The 21,338-nt window shown below is 41.8% G+C and carries 19 protein-coding genes; 10 read left to right on the top strand and 9 right to left on the bottom strand.

Going from position 1 to position 21,338, the window contains the following annotated elements; translation table 11 throughout:
* Nucleotides 1–118: 118 nt before the first annotated feature.
* Entirely contained in the window at nt 119–1,597 is a 1,479-nt protein-coding gene (hflX, locus tag AK825_RS02275; RefSeq protein WP_068034400.1) for a ribosome rescue GTPase HflX, read from the bottom strand.
* 438 nt (nt 1,598–2,035) lie between these two features.
* On the opposite strand from hflX, the gene AK825_RS02280 reads away from it, so the two are divergent.
* Entirely contained in the window at nt 2,036–2,860 is an 825-nt protein-coding gene (locus AK825_RS02280) for a lysophospholipid acyltransferase family protein (RefSeq protein ID WP_068034402.1), read from the top strand.
* 116 nt (nt 2,861–2,976) lie between these two features.
* On the opposite strand, the gene AK825_RS02285 is transcribed toward AK825_RS02280, so the two are convergent.
* Nucleotides 2,977–4,017, bottom strand: a complete 1,041-nt coding sequence (locus AK825_RS02285) for an aldo/keto reductase (RefSeq protein ID WP_068034404.1) — start codon at nt 4,015–4,017, stop codon at nt 2,977–2,979.
* 49 nt (nt 4,018–4,066) lie between these two features.
* A complete protein-coding gene (fkpB, locus tag AK825_RS02290) occupies nt 4,067–4,564 on the bottom strand; it encodes an FKBP-type peptidyl-prolyl cis-trans isomerase (RefSeq protein ID WP_068034406.1) in 498 nt (165 codons plus the stop codon).
* Between the two features lie 532 nt (nt 4,565–5,096).
* Between fkpB and AK825_RS02295 the strand changes: the two genes are divergently transcribed.
* The 5 genes from AK825_RS02295 to AK825_RS02315 all read left to right on the top strand — a co-directional run bounded on the left by AK825_RS02295 (nt 5,097) and on the right by AK825_RS02315 (nt 7,994).
* Nucleotides 5,097–5,492, top strand: a complete 396-nt coding sequence (locus AK825_RS02295) for an outer membrane protein assembly factor BamE (protein ID WP_068034408.1) — start codon at nt 5,097–5,099, stop codon at nt 5,490–5,492.
* Between the two features lie 11 nt (nt 5,493–5,503).
* Nucleotides 5,504–6,034 carry a hypothetical protein gene (locus tag AK825_RS02300; RefSeq protein ID WP_068034410.1) on the top strand — a complete coding sequence of 177 codons (531 nt, stop codon included), beginning with the start codon at nt 5,504–5,506 and terminating at the stop codon, nt 6,032–6,034.
* Nucleotides 6,031–6,456: a hypothetical protein gene (locus tag AK825_RS02305; RefSeq protein WP_068034411.1), complete on the top strand. Its 426-nt coding sequence runs from the start codon at nt 6,031–6,033 to the stop codon at nt 6,454–6,456. The genes AK825_RS02300 and AK825_RS02305 overlap by 4 nt, the downstream gene beginning before the upstream one ends.
* A 181-nt stretch (nt 6,457–6,637) precedes the next feature.
* The gene (locus tag AK825_RS02310; RefSeq protein WP_068034413.1) at nt 6,638–7,318 is read left to right on the top strand and encodes a cold shock and DUF1294 domain-containing protein; all 681 of its coding nucleotides are present in this window, start codon (nt 6,638–6,640) and stop codon (nt 7,316–7,318) included.
* 196 nt (nt 7,319–7,514) lie between these two features.
* Entirely contained in the window at nt 7,515–7,994 is a 480-nt protein-coding gene (locus tag AK825_RS02315) for a hemerythrin domain-containing protein (protein ID WP_068034415.1), read from the top strand.
* A gap of 96 nt (nt 7,995–8,090) precedes the next feature.
* Here AK825_RS02315 and AK825_RS02320 read toward each other — a convergent pair whose 3' ends face one another.
* The 4 genes from AK825_RS02320 to AK825_RS02335 form a co-directional block, all read right to left on the bottom strand.
* Nucleotides 8,091–8,696 carry an O-acetyl-ADP-ribose deacetylase gene (locus AK825_RS02320; RefSeq protein WP_082787144.1) on the bottom strand — a complete coding sequence of 202 codons (606 nt, stop codon included), beginning with the start codon at nt 8,694–8,696 and terminating at the stop codon, nt 8,091–8,093.
* 411 nt (nt 8,697–9,107) lie between these two features.
* Nucleotides 9,108–9,746, bottom strand: a complete 639-nt coding sequence (gene lspA / locus AK825_RS02325) for a signal peptidase II (RefSeq protein ID WP_082785609.1) — start codon at nt 9,744–9,746, stop codon at nt 9,108–9,110.
* A complete protein-coding gene (ileS, locus tag AK825_RS02330) occupies nt 9,739–12,582 on the bottom strand; it encodes an isoleucine--tRNA ligase (protein WP_068034417.1) in 2,844 nt (947 codons plus the stop codon). Before ileS ends, lspA begins: the two co-directional genes overlap by 8 nt.
* Nucleotides 12,583–13,350: 768 nt before the next feature.
* Nucleotides 13,351–14,067, bottom strand: a complete 717-nt coding sequence (locus tag AK825_RS02335; protein ID WP_068034418.1) for a GntR family transcriptional regulator — start codon at nt 14,065–14,067, stop codon at nt 13,351–13,353.
* A gap of 218 nt (nt 14,068–14,285) precedes the next feature.
* Between AK825_RS02335 and AK825_RS02340 the strand changes: the two genes are divergently transcribed.
* From AK825_RS02340 to AK825_RS02355, 4 genes are all read left to right on the top strand, one after another.
* The gene (locus tag AK825_RS02340; RefSeq protein ID WP_068034421.1) at nt 14,286–14,984 is read left to right on the top strand and encodes an aspartate/glutamate racemase family protein; all 699 of its coding nucleotides are present in this window, start codon (nt 14,286–14,288) and stop codon (nt 14,982–14,984) included.
* A 61-nt stretch (nt 14,985–15,045) separates the two neighbouring features.
* Nucleotides 15,046–16,416 (top strand): NCS1 family transporter, encoded by a 1,371-nt coding sequence (locus tag AK825_RS02345; RefSeq protein WP_082787145.1) that lies wholly within the window; start codon nt 15,046–15,048, stop codon nt 16,414–16,416.
* Between the two features lie 197 nt (nt 16,417–16,613).
* On the top strand, nt 16,614–17,729 hold the full coding sequence (gene ald, locus AK825_RS02350) for an alanine dehydrogenase (protein WP_068034423.1): 1,116 nt from the start codon (nt 16,614–16,616) through the stop codon (nt 17,727–17,729).
* Nucleotides 17,730–17,885: 156 nt separating this feature from the next.
* Nucleotides 17,886–18,479 (top strand): glutathione S-transferase, encoded by a 594-nt coding sequence (locus AK825_RS02355; RefSeq protein WP_068034425.1) that lies wholly within the window; start codon nt 17,886–17,888, stop codon nt 18,477–18,479.
* 97 nt (nt 18,480–18,576) lie between these two features.
* Here AK825_RS02355 and AK825_RS02360 read toward each other — a convergent pair whose 3' ends face one another.
* The gene (locus AK825_RS02360) at nt 18,577–19,128 is read right to left on the bottom strand and encodes a protein disulfide oxidoreductase (RefSeq protein WP_068034427.1); all 552 of its coding nucleotides are present in this window, start codon (nt 19,126–19,128) and stop codon (nt 18,577–18,579) included.
* Nucleotides 19,129–19,320: 192 nt separating this feature from the next.
* Nucleotides 19,321–20,958 (bottom strand): carbon-nitrogen hydrolase family protein, encoded by a 1,638-nt coding sequence (locus tag AK825_RS02365; RefSeq protein WP_068034429.1) that lies wholly within the window; start codon nt 20,956–20,958, stop codon nt 19,321–19,323.
* Between the last annotated feature and the right edge of the window lie 380 nt (nt 20,959–21,338).

Genomic DNA, 21,338 nt, shown 5'->3' on the forward strand with positions numbered 1-21,338 from the left:
AAAAGTTTTTGCTACGTAAGTAGTTAGCATGGCTAGAATAAAAGAAGCCTGTACAAGCTAGATGATAGCAAGTACAGGCTTTTGTTTTAGATTAAAACATGACTCTCATCAAGTAGGTCTAAGACGATGAATCAGTAGTGGATGGTTCATCAGTATCCAAGTTGGCATCAGTATCGATGTCAAAATTAGTATCAGTCTCAAGAAAGTCATCAGACTCTTGAGTATTAGCATTCTCAAAGCCATCAGTAACTTGATCGTCTTTGATAGCTTTTTCAAATGGCTCAAGCGTAGGCATCAATAATGTTGCTTGCGCTAATGGTAAGACGTCTAATGGTGACAAGTTCGCTTGTCCCAGTAATTGCTTAAGTCTATCGCTTGGCAGACGAATGGTTAAGCATTCATGTCCCGTATCATCGTAACTTTCTGCTTGGATAACACCCAGCTCGTATAATGTGTTTTTGAGCTGACCGGCATCATAAGGAAGGGTCAAGTCAAACGTGGTTAGGGTACCCGTCAGTAATTGCTGCACGGCAAGTGACAGCTCTTCCATGCCTAGATTGTCTTTTGATGACACATATACACGATTGGGTTCACCTTCGGTCGCATAGCCTATATGCGCAGGCTCACCTGTCAAATCAATTTTATTATAGATATTGAGCACTGGTACATCGTTACCAATCTCAGCCAAGACATCTTTAACCGCTTGGATTTGCTCATGCATATCTTCACTAGATGAGTCGATGACATGTAGCAATAAATCAGCCTCTAGCGTCTCTTCCAAAGTAGCATGAAAAGACTCAACCAATTCATGCGGTAAGTGACGGACGAAACCAACGGTATCGACCAACACTACTCGCCCCACGCCTTGCCAGTCTAAGCGGCGTAAAGTAGGGTCTAAGGTTGCAAATAGCTGATCCGCTGCATAGATGTTTTCATCAACTAAGCGGTTAAACAAAGTTGACTTACCCGCGTTAGTATAGCCAACTAATGAAATCGTTGGCACATCTGATTTTTGACGCTTAGCTCGACCTTGCGCGCGAGTTTGTCTTACTTTATCAAGCTTGTTCTTAAGCTGATTGACTCGTGTCTGTAGTAAGCGGCGATCTGTCTCAAGCTGAGTTTCACCTGGACCACGCAGACCGATACCACCTTTTTGACGTTCCAAATGCGTCCAACCGCGTACTAAGCGCGTAGACAAATGGTTCAGCTGCGCCAGCTCTACTTGCAGCTTGCCTTCATAAGTACGCGCACGCTGAGCAAAGATGTCTAAAATTAAACCAGTGCGATCAAGTACGCGGCATTTAATCAACGCCTCAACATTACGCTCTTGGGATGGCGATAAGCTATGATTAAACAAAACAATATCGGCGTCATGTTCACGTACCAGTTCAGCGATTTCTTCTGCTTTACCGCTGCCAACGAAGTATTTGGCATCTGGTCTTGAGCGTGAGCCAGTGACGAGTGCTAAACGATCTGCACCTGCCGAATCCGCCAACAGCTCAAACTCGCCTAGATCGTCAGGATCTTGGATTTGACGGATGTCTAAATGTACGATAATGGCGCGTTCGCCACCTGAATGTCTTTCAAAATAATCCAAAGAGTATCACCTATGAATAGAGTAAATAAATCGCTACTATTATATGAGATTGGCTCATTAAAGCAGCGTTAAGATAAGGTCTATATGTGGTCTGATGTCTTGATATTAAAGCGTATAAAGATAATTAACGATTGTTTTATGTTACAGAGCTATTTGTAAAACTTATCCTTATTAATAGTCCAGTCGTCAAAGTGAATAATAACAATGAGAAAAAACGCTAAATAAACTGAGTGAAATTTTAGTAAAATAATAAAGAGTATTAGGCCAAAAGAAGCATGTTAGGACTGAGTGAACAAATCGTCACTGACTGTCAAAATTTTGTTATACTTATGTCGTTTTTTGCCGTTAAGATGTACGTCTTAACCTGCAGACTTAATCCAAATTTTCTAATTTAAATAAATAATTATTCAAACAGTTATCTAATTATGAGGGACACAGATGAGCCAATCTAAGTCAGGATTTTCGCTCAGAAAACAGCTAGGTCGTGGTAAGCAAATTGCTGGTATGACCTCTACTATTGCCGGTGGTATGCGGACAGCGCAACGTATTGGTGCCTTTCGTGAGCCACCACGTGAGACACTACCACGCTATATCCAGACCTTTTGTCGCAAAATGGCAGGCTCCTTTGGCGTTAAAATCGTCCAAGTTGAGCCTGTGCCGCAGCATCATGGTCTATGGGTATCCAACCATGTCTCATGGATGGATATTCCGGTAGTCGGCACAGTCAGTCCAGCCTTCTTTTTATCAAAGGCAGAGATTGGTGATTGGCCCATCTTCGGTAAGCTTGTGCATGCAGCAGGGACAGTGTTTATTAAACGTGGCTCTGGTGACGTAGGCTCAGTCACGACGCAAATTGCCAGCTTCTTGAATGAAGGCTTTTCGGTGATATTTTTCCCCGAAGCGACCACAACTGATGGCAAAAAGGTAAAACGTATTCATGGCACCTTATTGCAATCGGCTATCGACGCTGACGTGCCTATTCAGCCGCTAGTGTTATGCTATGTTAATAAGGACGGCACGTTGAGTGAAGAGTTGCCTTATTATGGCAAGCTTACGATGAAAACCAGTATAAAACGGGTGTTAGATAGTAAAGATGTGACTGCTTATGTATTGCCGCTTGAGCCGTTAGACCCGAACGGCCGTAGTAAGAGTGAGCTGACCAATATATTACAGAAGCGTATGCAAGATGGTTTAGCGGAGCTACATAATCGCGTGTTAAGTCAACCTGCTAATAAAATAGAGAAATTGGCTTCAACTTCATAATTTATTGAAATGCTTGAAATCGCTATTAGAAAAGGCGCAAATCGCAGTGATAACACTAGCGATTTGCGCCTTTTTTATGTCAGTGATAAACACTAAGTAATGTTAGTCATACAACTCTATGGAGATGGATTAGGCTGGCGTGTATGCACTGCTTCTATAGCGTCGATTACATCGGTGGTCAAGGTCAAGTTAATGCTGTCGATATTTGACTTTAACTGTTCGAGAGTCGTTGCTCCAATGATATTACTGGTGACAAATGAGCGTGAATTGACGAATGCCAGTGCCATTTGAGCCATATCTAATCCGGCATCAGCTGCTATCTTGGCATACTGAGCCGTCGCTTCTTTTGCCTGTTCATTAACGTAGCGCTCAAAACGGTCATATTTAGTCAAGCGTGCACCAGCAGGTCGTTTGCCATCGAGATATTTACCTGATAGTACGCCAAAGCCAAGCGGTGAGTAAGCGAGTAAACCGACGTTCGAACGATGCGAAATCTCTGCCATTCCTACTTCATATAAACGGTTAAGCAAGCTATATGGATTTTGCACAGTAATCGGTGCTTTTAGACCATTTTTATCTGCTTCCCACAGATAGCGCATCAAACCCCAAGCGGTATCATTGGATAGTCCATAAGCACGAATACGACCTTTTTTAATCTCATCGTTTAAAGCGCTGATGGTTTCCAAAAATGGCGTTAAGTCTTCTAACGGTTGCGCGGCCATGTCTTCAGTATAACCACGCTGTCCAAAATAGTTTGATTGACGTTCAGGCCAGTGCAGCTGATAGATATCGATATAATCCGTTTGCAGACGCTCAAGATTGCCATCAATAGCGCTACTTATTTGTTCAGCGGTATAACGGGTTTGTCCGTCACGTAAAAAGCTCATTGGCGACATTTTGCTAGCAAGTATGACTTTGTCGCGCTGCTTGGTTTTATTGAACCAAGTGCCGACGTAACGTTCGGTGTCACCTTGTTTGTCTTTGTCCGGCGGTGAAGGATACATCTCTGCAGTATCCCAAAAATTTACGCCTTCGCTTAGCGCCATATCCATTTGCTCATGTGCTTGAGCCTCAGTATTTTGCTGTCCCCATGTCATCGTACCTAGACAGATTTTAGAAACTTTTTCGTCGATTTGCGGAAGCATTTGATATTGCATACGAGTATCCTTTTTGAGATTGTTTATTCCATATATTATTTTTAGGCTATCACATTATTTGGACGCCAGTGACGCCAGGTGGAGTCACTTTAAAGACCTTTACTTTGAACAATACTGACTGACCAGCAAGAGGATGATTAAAATCCACTTCTATCTCATCATCATTGATAGCACTAATCGTACCGGGTAGGGTATTTTTACCTTTATCTTCAAATTCGACCAACATCCCAATTTCTGGACTGTCAGTGACGAGAGCGAATTGAGTACGACTAAAATGCTGTATATTTTCAGGATTCCACTCACCAAAAGCTTGCTCAGGATCAAGGTGGGCGGAGCGAGTGTCGCCAGCACGTAAGTTCATCAGTACTTGCTCAAAACCTGGTAATAAACTCTCATCACCAATAGTTAGCGTCACGGGTGAATCACGGTTGAAGGTTGAATCAATAGTGGTGCCGTTTTCTAGCGACACTTCAAAATGTAGCTTAACGAGGCTGCCAAAGGTGATGCGCGTGTCCTCGTTAGGATTAATAAATTGAGAATCGGTCATAGTAATGTGTCTTTTATTGAATAAGATTTAGAGGGTTAATTATAATAGAGAGTTTAGCATAATCACCTAGCTAAGCACGATTGTGCCATCAGAAGGCTTCAAAATAGAGATAAGATTTTAAATAGTACCTATCATTTATATTATTGTAAGGTGCACTATTTAATTTATTTGAATTATTATCAATCGCTGCAAAAAGCGAAAATATTGATTGTATCTCAAAGATAAATTTTTGTTTACTTAAGTTCCTTTATTGTAATTAAGATGTTAAAGTTGTTTTAGAGCGTAAGTGGTTTTTGACTCATTATTATGCTTGTTTTTGAACGTTTGCTTAATCTCATTTGCTTTTTACATTTTTGATTTTGACTTCACCATGATGTCATCTGACATAAGATCAAAGTCTCTTATTTAAGCCTTATTACGTTGCTACATCTCTTTGAGACATTAGTATTAAGTAAGTTACTAATCTTAATATCGTAGATACTTAAGCAGTACAGCTAAATTACTTGTTAATTTGAAAGGAAGGAAGAGAAAAATGAAAATCATATTTACGCTATTGGCTGCTTTATCGCTCGGTGGCTGTGTTTCAGCATCTCAGCATGCTGAACAAGTGCAAAGCAATAGCAATCTCTCTGTAGGAGTTGTCCAAAAACAGATCAAAGTTGGAATGAGTGGCGCAGATGTATTACAAGCACTTGGCTCACCAAACATGGTTTCTACAGATGATCAAAGAAGAGAAGTTTGGGTTTACGACAAAGTAGCAACAGATACCGTACAGTCATCAAGTACAGGTTGGGTATTTGCTGTTCTAGCTGGTGGTCAGACGAGCTCAGCTGCATCATCTAGATCACAAAGAACATTGACTATCATAATAAAATTTGATGAGCAAAACTTGGTAAGAGACTTTGCCTACCATTCCTCGAAATTCTAAAGGCAAACTAAATGAAAAAGCTTAAATACATATTTGTTGCTTGCGCTTTAGGAATAACAGGTTGTGCAACAACTGCACCAGAAAACTTATTCCAAGTAGCAGAGACTTCACTACAAGATCGACAATTGCAGTCGAGATTTTTTGAAACAAATAACGAAGTAGAACTTCTTTCAGCTGGAGTAGCTGTGTTGCAAGACATGGGATATTCAATAGATGAAACAGAGACAAAATCAGGTGTTGTGACCGCGTCTAAAACTGTAGATGCTACTAACAATGCGCAGATAGCGGGTGCTGTATTGCTAGCTGTACTTGGTGGCGGAAACATGTCGATTGATAGCCAGCAACAAATAAAAGTTAGTTTCGTAACGTTGCCGTCTAAAAATAATAAAAACGGTTATTTAGCTAGAGCTACTTTCCAACGCATTGTGACGAATACACAAGGACAAGTAACCAAAGCCGAAACAATGAAAACCGAAGAGCTATATGCTGAGTTCTTTAACAAACTATCTAAATCAGTATTCTTAGAGGCTCAAAAAATATGAATACATTAAAAATAGCTTTATTCGCAGCTTGTCTAACTTTGATTACTGGTTGTGCTACAACTCATGATGCCAGAATTTTAGGCGCTGACAATCAAGTAGAATTACGTAGTATGCAAACTAGATCTTTTGATACTAGTGATAAAACTATAATTGTTAGAAATGTCATATCAACGTTACAGGATTTGAGCTTTGTAATTGATAAGGCTGATACTGACCTTGGTACAGTTTCGGCTACAAGATTATACAATGGCAACAAGGTTAGAATGACTGTAACCGCGAGACCTTCTTCTTCTAGCAAGTCTGTAATCGTTAGAGCTAACGCTCAGTACAACCTAAAGCCAATTGAGAATCCTAAAATATATCAGGATTTCTTCTCATCTTTATCAAAGTCGCTTTTCTTATCAGCTAATGCTGTAGAGTAAAAGGCTAGTAAATAAGGAAAATTACTTTATATTTTCCTCTATTGTTTGAAAGATATGGTTTTTCATATATTATTAGACACTTTATAAGCAGTAAAAAAGCTAAGAGTAAAGCTCTTAGCTTTTTTTGTGAGTGCAAGAAAGTTATATAATAGTTGTAAAAATAATCGATGATAAAAAAACTATGAATACGAAAACGAAAAACCTAAGCACTAAACAGCAAGGTCATATTAACAAATGGCAAGAAGATAAAGGCTTTGGTTTTATTGAAACTGAGGTTGGTGAGTCCGTATTCTTTCATGTCAGTGAATTCAAAGCCCAGCGTCGCCCCAAGATTGGCGAGTCAGTCGTCTTTACGATTGGTCGAGATAATCAGGGTCGCCTGCAAGCTAAACAAGTACAAGAGCTGAGCTTCGTGCAACAAAAAATGGCACAAAAGAATCAACAAATTCGTAAACGTAATCAAAAGCGCAGCTCACAAGCAGAATTTCAGGAGGGACAAAAGAAGCGTTTGTTCCTCGGTATTGGTTTTTATGGCGTGTTAATCCTATTGGCTGCAACAGACAAGCTCAGCTGGCTAGTGATAGGTTGGTATGTGGCTTTAGGATTCATAACTTACGCAATGTATGCCAAAGATAAAGCCGCTGCCCAAAATGGTGATTGGCGTACGCCTGAAACAACGTTGCATCTATTAAGTGCACTTGGTGGCTGGGTAGGAGCGATGGTCGCACAGACGTATCTGCGCCATAAATCACAAAAGTCTGAGTTTCGGATGACTTATTATCTGACGGTAGTGATTAATATGGCAGGGTTGTTGTTTATATTAGCTGGTGGACAATTGAGCATTTTGGAAGCGCTGTTGTAGGTCATCTTTTGGCGTGGCTTGGTTTAGTGTGGTTTGGATTGACCCATCAAGATCTAGTAGATGATGTTAACCAAACGATAGTCTATCGATAACTGATAGATGACAGTAATCGCTTTTAATATTGTTATTATATTGAGATATTTAATAAAACTATTTAAATAGTTGATACACAGATAATTTAAAAGAGGAGAAATCCATGAGTAACGATACTGACGTTGATTTGAAACAAGATATTTTTGCAGCGTTAATTGAAAAACATGAGGTTCAACGCGAGCTATGCGACAAGCTTGAAAAAACAGAGGGTGATGCACAGCGTAAAACCGTTTATGAAGATCTCAAACTAGAGCTACAAGCACATGCAGCGGCTGAAGAGCGTCATCTATATGTACCAGTTATGCAGCATGATGAAGGTCTGGAGTTGTCTCGTCACGCCATTACTGAGCATCATGAGATGGATGAGATGATGGAGACTTTAGATGATGGTCGTATTGGACAAGAGAAGTGGGATAAGACTTGTGCAGATCTGATTCATAAAGTACGTCATCATTTAGAAGAAGAAGAAAATGAGTTTTTTAAACAAGCGGAAAAGATTTTAGATACGGATTTGCAGCAACGTCTTGGTGCTTTGTACCAAGTTGAACATGCTGAATTTGAGCAAACCCACGCAGATGATTGATTGCTAAATGTTTTGATAAATTGCAAAGTTAGCGTATTAAAATAGCCACTATATGTAGTGGCTATTTTTTTGGTGGATAGTTTTATAATAGTTGTTTCAATGCAACTCTAATACTTGCTTATAAAGCGCGGCATCTGTTGCCGAAAAGCAGCAGAATATCACTTCACGGATTGAAAGGTCAGCTGCCTTCTTTAAGCCACTTTGCATATATTCTTCGACAGTATTAACCGCAATCTCAGTCGCTTGCTCCAGCGGATATCCATACACGCCAGTGCTGATAGCGGGGAAGGCAATACTGGCAAGATTGTTTTCAATCGCTAAATTCAACGAGTTCTGATAGCAACTAGCAAGTAACGCTGCCTCATTATCATGACCGCCATTCCAAACAGGTCCTACGGTATGAATCACATACTGAGAGGGCAGATTAAACGCCGGACTGATCTTAGCATCGCCTGCCGCGCAGCCATTTAGTGTACGGCAGTATTCTAGTAGCTCAGGCCCCGCCGCTCGATGAATCGCGCCATCGACACCGCCGCCACCAAGCAAACTTGAATTAGCAGCATTCACAATTGCGTCAACCTTTAGCGTGGTGATATCTGCCTGTAATACTGACAAAGTCACGGCATTAGAGCGCTCACTATTAGAATTTTTAGAAGCAGAAATTTTCTTTTGATAAATAGGTCTTGTTTGAGTGTTTGACATAGAAAAACCCTTTTATTTGTGCAACAATCTTATTTTATAACTTATTCTAAATTATTTTCCATCGTTTGCTTGTATGTTGTATGGTTATAATAAGTTGCACTTTATAAGCATAGTTTTACAGCTCTATAAACAAATAAATAGGCAAATAAACAGCTAAAAAAGGTGAGCAAAGAAATCCTGAGTTTTTGGCGATTAATCTCTTTGGTAAAATCTCAACGTTGAGAATTAGAATTGCTTGAAGTGTGTTCAAAATGCGTTACCAATTGCTTACGCTTGGTTAGATGAGCAGGAATATATAGCAGGAGCAGCTCCAACACCTTAACTTAGCAAAAATAACAGGCAAAAGAAAAGGTGGGTTACGTATTTGTAAACCCACCTGCTAAATCTAAAAACTATTTACGATTATAATCGCTAAACCTCACGCTTCTTTTCTAAAAACAGCATATCAATGACAATCATCGCCACACCAATACTTATTCCCATATCGGCAATGTTGAAGATCGGATAATGCCAGACATCCGCGTTGTGCACATGAATAAAGTCAATGACATGACCATGTAGCAAGCGATCTATCAGATTACCAACTGCACCGCCGAGCACTAGTGCTAGACCTGTAGATAGCAGCTTGGCTTGGCGTGGAGCCTTTATCAAATAGCCTATCAAGAACAGCGACATGATTAGAGCAAGACCCGAGAAAAACCACTTTTGCCAACCGCCTGCATCGGCCAAAAAGCTAAACGCAGCACCATAATTGTACGCTAAGGTCCAGTTAAGAAATGGTTCGATAACGGGCACTGGCTCATGGAATGTCAGGTTGGTTTCAGCCAGCCATTTCGTCCACTGATCAATGATAAGCACGGCAAGCGACAGCAAATACCACATAAAAGCGCGGCTACCATTTGCAATCATTTTTGGGGTCTTGGTCAAACGACTTCTCGGTGTCGTTGAGCTACCCGTGGTCGCATGAGCAGGCCTAGGTGCATTGTCGAGCTCGATATCAGGCTTCTTATTTTCAGGTGAGTCCGTTGGGTTAGGCGTAGAATTAGGCATAGTGGCGCACCTCACCGTTACCAATGACGTTGGTTACGCAGCGAGCACATAGTTCAGGATGTGCTGCCTCTGTACCGATGTCATTACGGATATGCCAACAGCGCACGCATTTGGTACCAGTCGCAGCGCTAACATTGACCACTAAGTCTGACATCTCTTTGGTGCTGTTCTCGGCTTGCTCTGCGGCATTATCTGTATCAGCAGCAGGTGCATCACTCATCGGCTTTAAGGTTGCGCTGCTGGTGATTAGTACAAAACGCAGCTCTTCGCCAAGCTTGGCTAAGCTTTCATGCATCGCACCGTCAGCATATAAGTCAACGTCAGCTGATAAGTTAGCATTGATGATTTTTTCACCACGTGCGGTTTCAATATGCTTATTCACCATATCTTTAGCCAGCATGATACGTTGCCAGTCATCGGTACTGATGGCGCTTAACTCAAACTCTGGGAACTCGTACCATTCTTCCGTAAATACATAAGCGCTTTCATCAGCATTGTTGCTATGTAGTACTTCCCACGCTTCTTGCGCGGTGAACGACAAAATCGGCGTAATCCAGCGAATCAATGCTTGGGCGATATGATAAATAGCCGTTTGCGCAGAGCGACGCGGCTGTCCATCAGTTTGGGTCGTGTACTGACGGTCTTTGATAATATCTAAATAGAAGCTGCCCAAGTCTTGCGAGCAAAACGCTGCAATATGTTGCGTGACTTGGTGAAAGTCCATGGCATCATACGCAGTAATGATTTGTGCTTGCACGGTTTGCGTACGCTCAATGATGAACTTATCAAGGCTGACGAGTTCATTGATATCAACGCTGTTGGTTACTGGATCGAAATCATCGGTATTGGCCAGCAAGAAACGCAAGGTATTACGAATACGGCGATACATGTCAATCGCGCCTTTAAAGACCGTTTTACCCGCGCTCATCTCATAACGATAATCACTAGACGCAATCCACAAACGCAGCATATCTGCGCCTGTTTTATTAATCTCGTCTTGCGGAGTGATAATATTGCCCAGTGATTTACTCATCTTGCGACCGTTTTCATCAACCACAAAACCATGTGTTAACACTTGCTTAAACGGTGGGCGCTCGTACATCGCTTCAGACGTAAGCAGTGACGTCTGGAACCAACCGCGATGTTGATCTGAGCCTTCCAGGTACATATCAGCTGGATTGGTTAATTCATCGCGCTGCTCGAGAACGGCAAAATGCGTAGTCCCTGAATCAAACCAAACGTCTAAAGTGTCGGTAGATTTATCATAATCAGCGGCTTCCGCGCCTAAGTAGTCTTCACAACTGGCATCAAACCAAGCTTCAACACCGCCTGCATCGATATTTTTCGCGGCTACTTCCATTAGCTCAAGCGTATTAGGATGCAGCTCACCCGTTTCTTTATGAGTGAAAAAGGCAATCGGCACGCCCCAAGTACGCTGGCGTGAGATGCACCAGTCTGGACGACCGGTCATCATAGATTCAATGCGGTTTTGTCCCCATGCTGGCGTCCATTTGACCGCTGGAATATCCGCAAGCGCACGTGCGCGTAAACCTTTGGTTTCCATGTTGATAAACCATTGCGGCGTTGCGCGGAAGATAATCGGCGACTTATGACGCCAGCAATGCGGATAGCTATGCTCAATTTTGGTATGGCTAATTAAGTGTCCGTTGTCATGTAGGGTGGCGATGATTTTTGGATTGGCTTTATAGATATGCTCACCAGCAAATACCGCTGCACTTTCTAAATAGACACCTGTACCGCTCACTGGGTTTTCAACTGGTAAGTTATATTTAAGACCAACGATATAATCGTCGAGACCGTGACCGGGTGCCGTATGTACTAAGCCAGTACCGCTATCAGTGGTTACGTGATCGCCTAAGATAAGCGGCACTTGACGATCTTCAATCAATGGATGCTGGGCACGCAGACCTTCAAGCTCACGCCCTGATATGGTTGCCAATACGCCTTCATTACTAAGCTTAAGCTCGGTTAATGCCGTTTCAATAAGGTCAGTTGCTAATAAGAAGTTACCTTTGTCAGTCGCGACGACACTATAGTTATGTTCAGGATGTACAGCGATCGCTTGGTTAGCAGGTAATGTCCAAGGCGTCGTGGTCCAAATAATGGCTGCAATATTGCCATCGATTTCGCTTAATGCGGCAACCTTTTCGGTATCAAGCACATCAAAGCTAACGTAGATAGCATCAGATACTTTGTCTTGGTATTCAACTTCGGCTTCAGCTAGGGCAGAGCTACAATCCAAGCACCAGTTGACTGGCTTCATACCGCGGGTCACATGGCCATTGTCATAAATTTTAGCCAGTGCGCGTACGATGTTGGCTTCTTGATGGAAGTTCATCGTGAGATAAGGGTTGTCCCAATCACCAAACACGCCTAGACGTTTAAAGTCTGCCTTTTGCAGCTCAATCTGCGTGCTTGCATACTCACGGCACAGACCGCGGAACTCGGTAGCAGAGACTTTTTGACCGACCTTGCCGACTTTGGCTTCGACTTTTTGCTCGATAGGTAGACCATGACAATCCCAACCGGGCACGTAAGGCGCATCAAATCCTGATAAGGTTTTTGACTTTACGATAATATCTTTCAATACTTTATTGACCGCGTGACCTAAGTGAATCTGACCATTGGCGTATGGAGGGCCGTCGTGCAAAATGTATTTGGTCGCACCTGTACGCGCCTTGCGAATTTTGCCGTACACATCATCCGCTTCCCACTCAGCAAGCCAATCTGGCTCACGTTTGGCAAGGTTTGCGCGCATAGCAAAGGGCGTATCGGCAAGGTTCAGCGTGTCTTTATAGTCGATAGATTCGGTCATAGTCGTTGTCTTTGTCTCTATTTATACAGTGGAAAGATAAGGGTTAGGATGCGCAATATTATAAGGTGACTCATAAACCAACGGACATGTTTAGCAAAAATAAAAGCTACCCATTATAGGATAAATAAGGGACTAAAAATAGGGGTTATCATTCATTGACTAACCACTAGTTTCAAGCTGTTGCTAGGTAATGGATAGTGGATACGCGTTGGTTTTGCATCATTTTTCGGGAGCGTAATGGTATTGGTAGTATAGTCAGTTCAAAATAAAAGAAGCACACACTGTAACATCGTTCTGCTGGTATAGATTTTCCTCGATTGCTGTGCGCAAGCCAGATAGAGGCTTCGAAAAATTCATCCCAGCAGTACTTTATTTTTTTTAAAGTGAGTAGACTATATTAGCTGCTTCATTGGGATATGCGTGTTGTGCCAGTCAATTTCAAGATTAGGATGTTTAGTTGCTAGCCTTGACTTTAACATTAACATCGTCTCTAGCTGCCAATTGATTCGTCACCATAATCAGTCCTAAATAAAAGAAGTGCAAAAATCATAACGCGCTACTGAGATAAATGCCTTGCAAAAGAAATGGCAGTACAGCATAGATAACTAATAAGCAATTAGGGGAGAAGATGGCAAAATAGGAGGTAAGGGGAAAAAGGGCAAGCTGTATAACAGGAGGTAAAGCCTATCGTTAATCAGGTTCAAAAACCATGCCCTTAAAATATTACATGGTCTTTTAACGTGCTTGAACATATGTTTTTTTGAAAAGTTAGACCGGTACGATGGTCAGCTGCTCTGCCAAGCTAAAGAATGGTTTTGCAGAGCATTCAAAATCAAGCCCAGCCTCCAAATGATTCAAATGCTCGTCAATTAATAATAGAAGGCGTTCTTCATCCTTTGCTTCGATAGCCTGTACCATATCAAGATGTTCATCTTCGGCACAATTGGACGATCCGACCTTATTATACAAGCCGATAATTAAGGTAGTACGTAGCGTCAATTCACTCAAAAACCGCTCTAGGACTTGGTTGTCAGCGATGGTAGCCAAATGCATATGAAATGTACGTGACAAGCGAAGTTCTGCGGGCTTATCGCCTTGCGCACGTGCTTTAGCCTCAGCGGCTATCGTGGCGCGCATATCAGCAATATCTTGCGGAGTGATGTTCTTGATTACCTTACGTGCAAGCGTCCGCTCAATCGTGCGGCGGGCTTCAAACACATCGCCAGCTTCTTTCGGCGAAGGCGTGGATACAAAAGCACCTCGATTAGGCTGTAATTGCACCACATGCATGGTTGCAAGCGTAGAAAGCGCACGCCTGACATTGGCTCTATTACATTCAAATAGATCGCTCAACATCTGCTCACCTAGCTTTGTTCCGGCTGGCAGACGCTGCTCTGACACCGCAGCGGTGATAGAGTTAATGATCGTTTGCTCTGGTATCTCATCGAACCCAGAAGCTGATTTTTTAGTTTTTACAATATTCATAGGCGCAATTATAGAGCCCCATCCTCATCGCCACAACAAATATTATAAATTTTTGATTGTTTTGTTAACAATAATAGTTAACAATGTTTGTTAACAACAATTATTTGATGACAGTTCGATATTGAATAATTGATAACGAGTAATTAACAACAAAACTAAAAATTAATAATGAAACTAATAACGAAAATGACAACGAAAACGAGAAATAGCGAGCTTCTATGAAAATTTTAGTAATGAATCCAAATTCAACGACTTCAATGACAGATAAAATCGTTGAAAGTGCGCGTCAAAAAGCCAGCGCTGGCACTACCATTATTGGCGCATCTGGAACGGATGCTCCTGCCTCTATTCAAGGACATCACGACGAAGCGTTGTCTGTTCCTGGTTTAATCAGACGTTTACAGCAAGCTGAAGCAGAAGGTATTGATGGGGTGGTGGTTGCTTGTTTTGATGATCCGGGTATCGGCGCTTGCCGCGAAGTTTTTTCAGGACCTGTTCTTGGAATTTGCGAAGCAGCAGTCAAGGCGGCGAGTATGATTTCGACGTCATTTAGTGTTGTCACGACCTTACCTCGATCTGTACCTGTGATTGAAGAGCTTATTCATGGTTATGGCTTATCCCATCGCTGCCGCCGTGTACGCTCTGCTGCCATACCGGTACTTGCACTTGAAGAGCCTGGCTCTGGCGCACGAGAAAAAGTCCGTGATGAGATTTTACGTGCGGTACGTGAAGATAACTGCGAAGCCGTTGTTTTAGGCTGTGCTGGTATGGCTGATTTGACAGAGTGGTTGACTGAGGAGACTGGCGTTCCTGTCATTGATGGCGTTGCTGTTGCTACGCGCATGGTTGAGGCCTTGGTTGGCTGCGGCTTGAAAACAAGCAAAGTTGGCGCCTATGCGGCACCGATTCAGAGTTAAATAAATTGAAATGAGATAACCCACGATTAACCAATAAACTTTCTCAAGGAAGGAGAACGTAATGGAAAATGCGAAAGTTGCCGTCGCTGCGGCAGGAGTGAAAGCCCTCGATCATAAGACGGTTGGAAAGGCGGTTGGAGAAGAAAGTCTGGCACCGCAAACTACGCGGATTATGGGCTCATGGTCTTATTTATTTGCTTGGTTAGGTGGGTGTGTCTCCATCGGGACATTCACGGTTGGATCAGGCCTCGTCGGCACCTTAAATCTACTACAAGTGGTTGTCGCCATTACGATTGGTTGTAGCGTTATTGGCGCAGCGCTGATGATTAATGGCCGAGCCGGTCATAAATATGGTATACCGTTCATGGTGCAGACTCGCTCTGCCTTTGGTTTTTCCGGTAGCCGTATTCCAGCACTCGTGCGTTCAGTGCCAGCGATTGTATGGTTTGGCTTTCAGAGCTGGATTGGTGCTGGAGCCCTAAACTTGGTATCTGATACTTTGTTTGGCTACAACAATATTGTCGTCTTCTTCATTGGCTTTCAATTCCTACAAATTGGTTTATCCGTCCTTGGTTTCCATGGAATCAAATGGCTTGAAAATATTGGTTCCGTTTTTATTATCGGTTCACTTGCATACATGTTTTTTAGTGTCATTAACAAGTATGGCGCTACGATTTCTACCAACCTTGTTAATGTTGAAGGCACATGGGGCACACCGTTTTGGGGTGCAACGATGTTGTTCTTGGGTGTCTATAGCACGATGATGCTCAACGTCTCTGATTATTCAAGAGAATTGCGTAAGAATGTTGGGCTATTCCGTCAAGTGGTTATTTATGCCAACTCAATTCTTCCTGCCACACTATTTATGGGGTTGATTGGGGTGATGGTCACTAGTGCGACTGGTGAGGTCGATCCTATTCAAGTGTTTTCTAGCGCCGTCGATAACAAGCCTTTATTGATTATCACCATGCTTTTCATCGCTTTTGCGCAAGTCACGACCAATATCTTAAACAACGTTATTCCACCTGCTTATGCGTTAATGGATATCTTTAACCTTAAGTATAAAACAGCGGCCGTTATTGTTGGTTTGCTAGCATTCTGTACCTTCCCTTGGGAGCTGGTAAAAGATGAATCTGCCGCAGGATTGAATCTATTTATTCAAACGTATTCAGCCTTCTTGGGCCCAATATTTGCAATCTTAGTAGTAGATTACTATTTCTTGCGCAAACAAAAACTTGATATCGATAAGCTCTATGACAAAGACGGCCCTTATAAAGGCGTCAATATGGCTGCAGTCATCGCTATGGTTATTGGTACTGGGGTCGCGTTAACCTTCTCAAGTATCTCATGGTACGCAAGCTTAATTCCAGCAGGTGCTATCTATTGGATCTTGATGCTTAAAATGCCCGCTGCGCAGCGTTTTATGTCATAAACAATTTCGTTCAGAATTTGAGATAGATAAACAACAATCCCTACCGTAGGGATTGTTGCGTTAGGCAGCTGGTTGCTGCATGATAACCTTAAGTTGTCAGGATCTTAGCTGATTTTGAGGTGTTAAACAGTGCTAAGCTCATATCGCTTACTTTTTTTACTGAAATGTAAGATTACTCTCATCAAGGAAGATGAAATATGAAAATAGGCATCCCTAAAGAAATTAAAAATAATGAAAATCGTGTTGGCCTAACCCCAAGTGTGGTTAGCATCTTGGTCGACAACGGTCATGAAATTTTGGTCGAAAGTAATGCTGGTATCGGCTCACAATTTACTGATGAGGATTATAAAGCGGCAGGGGCTACTATCGTTAAAAGTGCCGATAAGGCTTGGAATGCTGAGCTGGTTATCAAGGTAAAAGAACCTCAGAGTAATGAATATAAGTATTTGATTAAAGGTTTAACATTATTTACCTATTTGCATCTCGCTAACGAGCCCGAGCTTGCGAAAGTGTTGATCAATAATAAAGTAACCGGTATTGCTTACGAGACAGTGCAATTGACAGACAACTCATTGCCACTACTTACGCCGATGAGCGAAATTGCTGGGCGTATGAGTACGCAAATTGGTGCGCAGTTTTTGCAGACTTTTTATGGCGGTAAAGGGATTTTGCTAGGCGGCGTTCCAGGCGTTCAAAAGGGCAGAGTGACTATTATTGGTGGCGGGGTAGCCGGTACAGAAGCGGCAAAAATTGCGATTGGCCTACGTGCTGACGTTACTATTTTGGATCTTGATCCTAAACGTCTCAAGCAGCTATCTGAGATGTTTGATAATAATGTGCAGACTCTAATATCTAACAAAGTCAACATCGCAAAAAGTGTAAAAGAAAGTGATTTGGTTATCGGTGCAGTGTTGATTCCAGGAGCGGCAACACCGAAACTGGTCAGCGAGGAGATGATTAAATCAATGAGCGCTGGCAGTGTCATTATTGATATTGCTATTGACCAAGGCGGCGTCTTTGAAACTACCGACCGTATTACTACTCATGATAGTCCGACTTATATTAAGCATGGGGTGATTCATTATGCGGTTGCTAATATTCCAGGAGCAGTGCCACGTACCTCAACAATAGCGCTCTCTAACGTCACCTTGCCGTATGTATTGGCACTAGCTAAAAAAGGCTATCGGCAAGCATGTCTTGATGATCCAGCACTGGCAAAAGGCGTTAATACCACTCAAGGCTATATGACCTATAAGGTAGTTGCTGAGACGTTGGGTTATGAATATAAAACACTAGATGATTTGATTGGTTAGATTCTTTAGAGAATAGGGCTGCTGGTGGGGTCAGTATGTATCGCGTTTCAATATAAAAGCACAATGTTTTCAATGATTTAAATTGACGGCAAATACTCATTATTATACTGTAGATAATAGACAACAACCACTATAGACAATATAGGAATAACAGACATGGAACTTTATGATTTAGAGTTATCAGGGAATTGCTATAAGGTTCGGCTGTTTTTAGCATTGATTCAACAACCTTATACATTGCGCTCGGTGGATTTTTTAGAAGGTGAACATAAGAATGAAGAATCTATTAAACGTAATGTCTTTGGTGAAATTCCGGTATTCATTGATGGCGATTTAATTCTTAGAGATTCGCAAGCCATTCTTGTTTATCTTGCTAGAAAGTTTGATAGAACGGACTGGTATCCAACGACGCCTGCTGATGAGGCTAAGGTTGTGCAGTGGTTAATGGTCGCTGAAAGCGAGATTGCCAGAGGGCCTAATGATGCCCGATTGCATGATAAGTTTGGCTATCCATTAGATATTGATTTGGCTAGGAGTAAGTCAACTCGCATCCTTGATATCTTAAATGAACATCTAACAGATCGAGACTGGTTAGAGCTTGATCGGCCGACGATAGCGGATTTAGCTTGCTTCCCTTATGTCGCACTTAGCCACGAAGGCGGCGTATCACTAGAGTCTTATCCAGCGATACAGAGCTGGATAGAGCGTATCAAGGCGCTACCAAATTTTGTCTCCATGCCTGAAATATGATGAAAAATTACTCCTACGGTAGGCTTATTAATGCAATTAGATGGAATTTTAAATTAAGCAACTCTCTAAGTAAGCCATCTATATTAATTGTAGTAAATTAGAAATTTGAGCTAAGCCACAACCTTAATCTAAGCGACCAAAGCGGCTGAATACCTGTCAATCCTTGTGTCATCTCACCATCTTTTAAGATGACATATGAAGGTGTGACCTGTCCTTGCCAATCGGCGAAAATATTGCCTTCTTGGTCATTAATTGTCGTAAAACTATAATCATGCTCATTAAGATAGCTGTGAAGTTCTTGATCAGAGCCTGACTTAATAGCGATAGTAACTACTGGATAGGTATTCGCTGCTGCGAGCTTGTCTATAGTTGGCGAGGTCACGCTACAAATCGGACACCATGTCCCCCAGAAATATACCAGCGTTGGCTTATCCGCACTCATAGCAGCCAAATCAACTGCCTGTCCTTGATAGTCAGTAAGTTGCAGCTGCGGATTGGCTGGCATGACAGGTTGTCGCCACCAGTTAATTGCAGTATATACCACCACAAAGACTAGGCCATATAACAGTACGGTCTTAAGCACTGATAACAGCTTCTGTTTTGGGGTTTTCTTAGGCTTTATCTTTTTCTTTTCAACATCAGTAATCATAGCGTCTGCTTTTCTTGTCTTCAGTCTATTTACTTAAATGAATTACTCGGAGTAGGGGTTTTCTGAAATAAAGGTTTTTTGGATAAAAATAAACGGCTGAATGGTCAGCCGTTTTATTAAAATAAAGGTTGTTAAAGTAGTAAGTTCTTAGAGTAGTAAGTTTTCAAAGTTTGCAGCTGTCTTTTAAAGCTTTTAAGACTTCTCAGCACGTCCTTGCAACGGATCACCTAGTAACACACTACCAGAGTTTTCGCGACGCTCTTCATCGCTGATTTTACTCGCAGAAACTTTGGCTTTTCGCTTCCACTTAAGACTAAACAAGTCGTCACGGCGATCAAGCAAATTATGTACTGAACCTTCGTTACGCACATGAATGAGCTTATCTAAATTCACATCAGAGAAAAATACCATCTCTGTATTAGGTGTGGTTTCTGCCATAATGGCATCATGCGGAAAGGCAAAATCTGAAGGTGAGAAAATAGTCGACTGCGCGTATTGAATATCAAGGCTTTCAACTTGCGGCAAGTTACCAACTGATCCGCAAATCATCACATAGCATTCATTTTCGATAGCACGTGCTTGCGCGCAATGACGCACACGCAAATAACCATTTTGCGTATCTGTCCAGAACGGTACGAATAAAATATCCATATCATCAAGCGCCATTAAGCGTGCAAGTTCAGGAAATTCGACATCGTAACAAACCAAAATACCAACACGGCCAGCGTCAGTATCAAACACTTTTACCTCATCACCGCCTTCGATAACCCAAGCACTACGCTCGTGCGGGGTAATATGGATTTTGCGCTGCTCTTCTACGGTACCGTCACGGCGGCATAAATAGCTGACATTATATAAGACATCGTTTTCATCGATTAGCGGCATAGAACCGCTGATGACGTTGACGTTATAGCTTACTGCCAAATGTGAGATCTCATTTTTGAACCATTCGGTATAACCAGCCAAAAATCGAATAGCAACGTTTTGATCCGTTGATTCGCACAGACCCATTAATGGCGCATTAAAAAACTCTGGCAAGCAAGCAAAGTCAGAATTATAATCTGCCATAATATCGACAAAGAATTCAACTTGTTGTAGGAGTTCTTCTGGCGACTCAACTTCGCGCATCTGCCATTGAATACCACCGATGCGTACTTCAGATTTACGAGTGTTTGGCTTGTAATCTCTGGGTTCGTAATAGATATTTGCCCACTCAAGCAGGGTTGCAAAGCCTTTAGATTGTTTATCATCTGGTAAATAAGCAGTTAAAATACGCTTGACAATAAAGCCATTAGACAACTGGAATGATAGAGCAGGATCGTGAATCTCACGCGATTCAACAGCCTCGATATAGTCACCAGGGGATAAATCCTGATGGTCATGATATTTCGGAATACGTCCACCAGCTAGGATAGCTCGCAAGTTGAGCTGGCGGCATAGCTCTTTACGAGCATCATATAATCTACGACCCAAACGATAGCCACGATATTCAGGGTCAATCAGCGCATCTAGACCATAGATAGCATCGCCTTCAGGGTTGTCTTTAATGATTTCTTTTTGTCCAATTAAATCATCATAAGTATGCGGGTTCGAGAACTTGGTATAATCAACACGCATAGACAGCACGATACCGATTAACTGATCGTGGTCAAATAAAGCGATTTGCCCTTCTGGAAAAGCATCAATCAAAGTGTGAATAGTAGTCTTTGACCATGAACCGCCTAAGTTAGCATAGACACGATCCATCAATGATTTTAACTGTGGGTAATCTTTTTTCTTAATTTCGGCAATCGTTAGATGAAAATCGTCTAATTTTTCAATTTTGCTCATAGTATTCCTGTTTTGGGTATTTACGAATGTTAAATCGTTGGGTTTGAAGTGGATTAAATATTTATAGGATTTATAACACTGAATTTTTGTGTAACAAAAGTCATAAAAATATACCAATCATTCCGTATAATCGTTACAATAATTTATCGTTGCATTTACAATGAGTTATCACTGCTATATTGGTTATTTAGTAAGCATATAGATAGAGGTAAGTTAACGTTTTACAACTATTAACTTAGAGTTTGTCTCATAATTAAGTAACTGTTTATTTTTAAATAGGCGTTCGTTCATGAATAAATATCTGATTATAAGTAGATATTTAGACTAATAGCTAATTTTCAGCACTTTTTATGACGATAGCATAGCTTACTAGGATAGTT

It is taken from the genome of Psychrobacter sp. P11G5, from assembly GCF_001593305.1.
Classification (GTDB): domain Bacteria; phylum Pseudomonadota; class Gammaproteobacteria; order Pseudomonadales; family Moraxellaceae; genus Psychrobacter.

Excerpts from the sequence above, each read along its gene's own strand:
- AK825_RS02280 (WP_068034402.1), top strand. The coding sequence starts at position 2,036 with ATGAGCCAATCTAAGTCAGGATTTTCGCTCAGAAAACAGCTAGGTCGT.
- AK825_RS02285 (WP_068034404.1), bottom strand. The coding sequence starts at position 4,017 with ATGCAATATCAAATGCTTCCGCAAATCGACGAAAAAGTTTCTAAAATC.
- fkpB (WP_068034406.1), bottom strand. The coding sequence starts at position 4,564 with ATGACCGATTCTCAATTTATTAATCCTAACGAGGACACGCGCATCACC.
- AK825_RS02295 (WP_068034408.1), top strand. The coding sequence starts at position 5,097 with ATGAAAATCATATTTACGCTATTGGCTGCTTTATCGCTCGGTGGCTGT.
- AK825_RS02300 (WP_068034410.1), top strand. The coding sequence starts at position 5,504 with ATGAAAAAGCTTAAATACATATTTGTTGCTTGCGCTTTAGGAATAACA.
- AK825_RS02305 (WP_068034411.1), top strand. The coding sequence starts at position 6,031 with ATGAATACATTAAAAATAGCTTTATTCGCAGCTTGTCTAACTTTGATT.
- AK825_RS02310 (WP_068034413.1), top strand. The coding sequence starts at position 6,638 with ATGAATACGAAAACGAAAAACCTAAGCACTAAACAGCAAGGTCATATT.
- AK825_RS02315 (WP_068034415.1), top strand. The coding sequence starts at position 7,515 with ATGAGTAACGATACTGACGTTGATTTGAAACAAGATATTTTTGCAGCG.
- AK825_RS02320 (WP_082787144.1), bottom strand. The coding sequence starts at position 8,696 with ATGTCAAACACTCAAACAAGACCTATTTATCAAAAGAAAATTTCTGCT.
- lspA (WP_082785609.1), bottom strand. The coding sequence starts at position 9,746 with ATGCCTAATTCTACGCCTAACCCAACGGACTCACCTGAAAATAAGAAG.
- ileS (WP_068034417.1), bottom strand. The coding sequence starts at position 12,582 with ATGACCGAATCTATCGACTATAAAGACACGCTGAACCTTGCCGATACG.
- AK825_RS02335 (WP_068034418.1), bottom strand. The coding sequence starts at position 14,067 with ATGAATATTGTAAAAACTAAAAAATCAGCTTCTGGGTTCGATGAGATA.
- AK825_RS02340 (WP_068034421.1), top strand. The coding sequence starts at position 14,286 with ATGAAAATTTTAGTAATGAATCCAAATTCAACGACTTCAATGACAGAT.
- AK825_RS02345 (WP_082787145.1), top strand. The coding sequence starts at position 15,046 with ATGGAAAATGCGAAAGTTGCCGTCGCTGCGGCAGGAGTGAAAGCCCTC.
- ald (WP_068034423.1), top strand. The coding sequence starts at position 16,614 with ATGAAAATAGGCATCCCTAAAGAAATTAAAAATAATGAAAATCGTGTT.
- AK825_RS02355 (WP_068034425.1), top strand. The coding sequence starts at position 17,886 with ATGGAACTTTATGATTTAGAGTTATCAGGGAATTGCTATAAGGTTCGG.
- AK825_RS02360 (WP_068034427.1), bottom strand. The coding sequence starts at position 19,128 with ATGATTACTGATGTTGAAAAGAAAAAGATAAAGCCTAAGAAAACCCCA.
- AK825_RS02365 (WP_068034429.1), bottom strand. The coding sequence starts at position 20,958 with ATGAGCAAAATTGAAAAATTAGACGATTTTCATCTAACGATTGCCGAA.